Annotated in this window: 2 protein-coding genes; both read right to left on the bottom strand. The window is 41.2% G+C overall.

Going from position 1 to position 5,640, the window contains the following annotated elements:
• A partial coding sequence (locus F6K40_RS00580; protein ID WP_293129867.1) for a neuraminidase-like domain-containing protein occupies nt 1-4,961 on the bottom strand: 4,961 nt, incomplete at its 3' end.
• Nucleotides 4,962-5,307: 346 nt separating this feature from the next.
• Nucleotides 5,308-5,439: a hypothetical protein gene (locus F6K40_RS00575; protein ID WP_293129864.1), complete on the bottom strand. Its 132-nt coding sequence runs from the start codon at nt 5,437-5,439 to the stop codon at nt 5,308-5,310.
• Nucleotides 5,440-5,640: the final 201 nt, after the last annotated feature.

Raw genomic sequence — 5,640 nt, 5'->3', positions numbered from 1 at the left:
TGAGGAATAATTTTGTATTTTGCATTCGTGAGAGTCTGATTCCACGGTTCAGGTACTGCTAAATTATTGTCGTCTGCTATAGCTCCAACAGTACGAACTTCTCCACCACACCAAATCCGATCTCCAACTTGAACTTCTTTCTCAAATTGAGTATTTTTTCCTGTCACAGTAGTTAATGTTGAAGTAATACTGACAGTTCCAGAGCCGACAAGACCCTCTCCAGTATTGAGGATATAGGGTTCGCGCCAGTATGGGTCTTGGACATCAAAACGATCGGCAAGATTTTCATCTAAATGAGGAATAATTTTGTATTTTGCATTCGTGAGAGTCTGATTCCACGGTTCAGGTACTGCTAAATTATTGTCGTCTGCTATAGCTCCAACAGTACGAACTTCTCCACCACACCAAATCCGATCTCCAACTTGAACTTCTTTCTCAAATTGAGTATTTTTTCCTGTCACAGTAGTTAATGTTGAAGTAATACTGACAGTTCCAGAGCCGACAATTTTGGCAACGTCTTGTAAATGAATAATTTCGTATTTTGCATTCGTGAGAGTCTGATTCCACGCTTCAGATACTGCTAAATTATTGTCGTCTGCTATAGCTCCAACACTACGAACTTCTCCACCACACCAAATCCAATCTCCAACTTGAACTTCTTTCTCAAATTGAGTATTTTTTCCTGTCACAGTAGTTAATGTTGAAGTAATACTGACAGTTCCAGAGCCGACAATTTGGACAATACCTAATACATCCGATAAATAGGGATTGGGAAAAGCATTGATGACCACATCGGCTAACAGAGTTTGTGGATGCACCCACTCCTTGGTAATGAAATTATAAAAAGAATACTTGATAGTTGCTTTGTAAACGGTTTGCGTATTCGATGTTGTGCTGCCTGAAGTGTTGCTAATCGTTCCGCTTTTTCCCGTATCGAGTTCCGTCCAGAAAATAAATAACCGACCAAAGCCATAGACTGGTGTAACGTTCGATGCGCCAATAGTTAGTTTAATCTCTTCCCAAGGAGTCCAGTCATCCCCATTCTCCAGAGCGCGGAAATAATAAGTATATGGAACTGTATTGGTGCGTCCAAAGATAAATAACGTATCTTTCTCTTCACCAGTGTTGGGATCGATGCGGGTACAATGATAGCTGGAGGTGTGGATTAAACTGCCCAAGATAGACACTTGTTTAAAGTATTGCTGATAAGGAGCAACTACCGTCTCTTTAGTCACCTTGGTTTGCAACAGGGCGTTAGCTAACTCCTCAAATTCAGGGGTGCTACCTTTCCTCAAGGAAGGTTCAATATAGTTTTCTGGATACAAGAATATCTTGCGGTTGACCTCCCACACTCGATACTCGGATATCCAACGCCACCAAATCTCAGGCACTTGAATGGTGTTGACCCCAGGTTCCAACATCATGCGGCAGCGCTGCATGTACAACTGAACGGAAGCTATGCCCTGGGCTATTTTTGAAGTCGTAGTGCTGCTACTCGTTTCTACATCAATGAGCAAGTATTTGTAGAGATCGGAGGGACGCTCTATAGAAGGATCGGTCTTATGGATCGACCAAATAGCATAAGGTAAGAGGACGTCGCGCTTGCGGGTATTGAGTTCGTCGGTAATCGACTTATATACCTGGGTGAATTCAGTATCCTTGTATTTGGCATTGACAACCTGCAAGGTAGCTGCAGCAATCTGACTATAAGTAGTCCAGTTGGCTGCATTAATCGAACCAGAGGTATCGGCGACCGGTAAATGACTCAGGCTGCTTAAGCGGCTCAGAAAACTAACATCACATCCCAATACCCTGCCGACATCGAAAACATTCTTGAGACGCAATAAACCCGCAACAGTATCATAATCGGCAGACGTGACTACACTAGCAGGCCAAAACAGATCGATAAGAGTATCAATTTCATCAGTTTTCCAGCCAGTTATATCGGCTAAAGCCTCAAGTTTTTCTGTTTTTTTGCTCTGTTTGTTAATCTTAAAATAAGCAAGTAGAGCATCCTTTTGAGAACCAAAGCTTTTTACTAAAGACTTGAAGGTAGTCAGAGAGCGAACATCATTGAGGGTTAGCTTGTTCAAATCTGCAATATTGAAATGCTTGGCTCCACTTATAACTGCCTCAGTTTCAGTTTGAGTCAGTGGGATATTGGTGACAAGCAAACTCCATCGGGCTAATGTTTCGAGGAACTTTTCAACCTTGTCATTATCTGGAATATTTCCCCCACTTGCCATGGGGGTGAGGAATGTTTGCAAATAATGAGTTAACTGGCTCTGTTGCATTGCATAAGGCAGAAGTGCCCTTAGACTCTCAATAGTGTAGTTGAGGAAATCGCTCAACCCATTTAATAGATTCGTTTCCTGAAGCAATTCTGTTTTCTGCAAAACATCGGCGGTATGATTAATATTTCGTTGAACCTGGAGCAGAATTGTTTTCACCTTGCCGATCTTTAAAGCCTTATCGTTATCGCTTCCAGTGAAAGCTGATTTTAAGAAGTCCAGATTGGTTTGAGCGTTGATACTGCTACTGAGAGTACCCGTCTTTTCACCAGTTCTTATCGTAACAACTGGGGGAGATTGAGATCCTAGTGCAGTCAATACTGCTTCTGATTCGCTTTCTGTGATTGAATTTGTGGGGGTATGGAAAGAAGCTTTACTGAGAGGAAACAACGAAGTCTTATCTTGATAGCCAGTGATTTTTTTCAAGAATATGCCAACATCTGTGATAAAATCACTAGCTACCAATTTCTGGAAAATTTCCGCAGCTTTTTCGGTGTCAATATTTTCAAATATTAAAGCACCGGGATTTAGACGCGATCCTTCAGCAGTAACAGCTAATCCTTGAATAAAAGGCTTGATGTCAGTAGATTTATATTCTGGCTTAAAGTAGTTACTCGACTTCCCAGTGATAATGTATTTGAGTTCGTAAATATTAAGTGATGATTTAGCAATCCAATCAACTATTTCTTTGAGTTTAATGAACTCTTCAATGCTTGCTGGCACTGCATTTTTTTGCGGACTCAGATAAGATGCTGCCTCGGGATAATGCATGAGGCATAAAAGGTTAAGATATTCATCAATCGTGAGTTCAAAAAGAGTAGACTGTTTGCTCAAGCGGTAGAGCCAAGTGAGGTTATCCAGATTTAGTGGTAACTTGCCCGTGGTAATTTCCAACAATTTCAGTAGATAATTTCCCAGAGTGGTTAAATCCCCATCGTTGAGCATTAAAGCTGCTTTCAGTCGGTTTCTAAGGATGCCGTTTTCGCCTGTTGTATCTACAACTTGCCATTCTTGAATCGGACTGCGATTCGGATTAAAAGGAACCGTTGTACTGTTGTACGGATTTTGTCCGTCAAGAAGAAGGGGATTATTGAAAACGCGGTCAAACAGATCTTGCGGGTTATGGGGCTTGCGCTTGCCAATCGTCTTCATGGGATGCCAAAAGCTAGTTAGGACATCCAGAGAAAGCTTTGTTGAATTTAGTAGCACCTTGATTTTGGCAAGATAGGCGATCGCCTGGCCGGTTATTTCATCAGCCCCATTATTTCCATAGGAAGCCAATGCCCAATCCAAATCTGCATAAGACCATCCCAATATCTCAGCCAAACGAATGAAGCGGTTGAGGCGATCTAGACGCTTAAGGGATAGACCCTTAATATAAGCAATAGGATGGTCACGATTGGTTTTGTCCCAATCAATATGGAGATATTCTAGTCCGGTTTCTCCAGTTTTGTTGATAAAGAACTTATTCGCAACGCCCAGTGTCTGCTCTTGCGAAGTCAGCTCTTGTGTAAAAAGCTCTTGCAGCCGATCGTGGTCGAGATTGGTACGCTTGAGAAAGGTTTCAACTACCTTTAGGTTTTCAACCAAATCCTGAGCCTTATTGGTGTATCCATAGTAACGTTTTAAGCTATCTTCGCTGGAATCTGCTTTGGTGATAAGCCCGTACTCTTCCATACTCAATCCCAGAGATTCGCGAGCAACATCAATCTCCTTAACAAGACTATCGTCAGTTCTCTCTGGAACAATTAGGACTTTGTAAATTGAAGCCAAACTGGTTTTGAGACGGTCTAAGTAGGTGCGCGTTTCTACTAAAGGCAAATTGAAAGGTAAGTTAAAAGGATAACCCGCAACAGCCAAGGTATTAAAGGCACCATTTGTCATTTTTTTGGCAATATGCTTCTCTATAACATCGTTCACCACCTCCAAATAAGGTATGGTAGTTACGATGTTTTCGCAGGTTAAAGACAAGTTAAAGAGATCTGGCCGCCGCTCCTCCAGCGTATAACCCTCAGGAATAGTTTTATTAGGTTTAGTATTAGGGTCTGTAATATATTTATCGACAATCTGCATAATATTGACAAAGTATGCGGATTGGCTAAAAATAGACTGGCAGTGTTCGCATTCTAGGTAATCTAGACTTCCAAATAGTTTTTGGTAGCTCGGAATCCCTTGGAAATAGGAGTCTATCTCCGCGTCTGTATTCGCAAATGAGGTCGCCTTGTAGTAGGGCGAAGCTACCATATCTTTGACAGCACCGTAGACATGTTGAACTTTAGTTTTGATATGAACTGCTTTCTGATAAGCCTTACGAGTTCGTTCCTCATCACCATCAAAAGCATCTGCATGGTCTCGCACAAACTGGTGCTCTGCTAATGCTGCAATATGATGAGCTGAGGTCAACCCCTTATCTATCAGCTTTTTAGCTACTGCCTCATGGGCCTCAACCCTGAGCAAACGCTGGTGGGTTTTTTCAGTTTCGTAAGCTTCCTCAGTTTTGGCAGATTCTTCTTTCTCCGTATCTACGGTTCCAGAGTCAACTGTATCTGCTTTTTTCAGTTTAGATATTGCATTTTTGTCGTAAAAATCAAAATTCAGAATATCTAAATCTGGATTTTGCGTATATAAGGGTGTTAGTAGTTCCTTCTTGATTTTAAATTGTTCTGACATTTTGAATTATCTCACTTGTAACTGTTTTACTTTTTGTGATTGAATTGTTTCTTAGTTAGTAAGCAACTTCAATCTTTGATATCAGTAGTCTGGGATTAGCATGTTAGCATTTTTATCGATCTAATCTTCTAAATTAGAACAATTGGTTTAGAAATTTGTCAAGACCAAATCGGATTTTTTTGATTCGCCTTTCCTGTGCTAATTTCCTTTTGGAATAACTGGAGATCGGAGGCGATCGCTCCTAGCTTAATCTAGTTTTGGTTAGCTTTCCCAGGGGGCTATCGCATCAACCCGAGGGTGTGAAGTCTTGGTAAGTTTTGAGGCGATCGCTAATTATCTCTAGCTTTCAACCTTCCCAATTTAATGCTGTTACAGCATCTTTATCGAAAAAGTAGCAGGTTTGGAGGTCGAGCTTAGGGTTGCGTTCAAAAAATGGTTTGAGAATTTCATTATTTTTAATGGCAGTCAAATCTGACATGAGAGCATTTTTCAGTTCGGGAAACCACAGTAGGAGCTTTCTCGCATTTGCCCTGACAGGGTTTCGGCTATAAGGATATGGTTCACTCCTATGAAAAGCGCTGTATTATAGTTAGTAATTAATTTCTACGAGAGATATAGATTGATTCGCCCACTACTGGCGATCGCTTTCCATCCCTCACATTTTCCGTAAGCCAACTTT

The sequence above is a fragment of the Okeania sp. SIO3I5 genome (assembly GCF_010672085.1).
GTDB lineage: Bacteria > Cyanobacteriota > Cyanobacteriia > Cyanobacteriales > Microcoleaceae > Trichodesmium.
Note: the sequence above shows the minus strand (reverse complement) of the source record. Positions and strands in the feature narration are given on the sequence as shown.

Excerpts from the sequence above, each read along its gene's own strand:
- F6K40_RS00575 (WP_293129864.1), bottom strand. The coding sequence starts at position 5,439 with ATGTCAGATTTGACTGCCATTAAAAATAATGAAATTCTCAAACCATTT.